At 53.8% G+C, this 223-nt stretch carries 1 protein-coding gene; it reads right to left on the bottom strand.

Annotated elements, in window-relative coordinates:
• On the bottom strand, positions 1–223 hold a 223-nt coding region (locus AAC854_RS24915), incomplete at both ends, for a DUF927 domain-containing protein (RefSeq protein WP_340619209.1).

Here is a 223-nt window from a genome sequence, read left to right as displayed (position 1 = left end):
ATTGTGAGCTAAAGCCTCGTTGGCAATCCCCAGTGCGGTGCCATACCACGTTAACCGCTGCTCATCTGCTTTACCGTACAAACTGGTTGCGATATCGGCGGTCGTCGTCTTTCCGGCGGTCGATTGGGCATAAAGATGAACACCAAAACCGTCAGCCCCCACCATCCCTATCATCGGGGCCGCCAATGCCGTAGCTACCCCTAACATCATAAACGGGTTATTG

The organism is Xenorhabdus entomophaga (assembly GCF_037996725.1).
Lineage (GTDB): Bacteria > Pseudomonadota > Gammaproteobacteria > Enterobacterales > Enterobacteriaceae > Xenorhabdus > Xenorhabdus khoisanae.
This window is presented reverse-complemented; position numbering and strand designations above follow the sequence as displayed.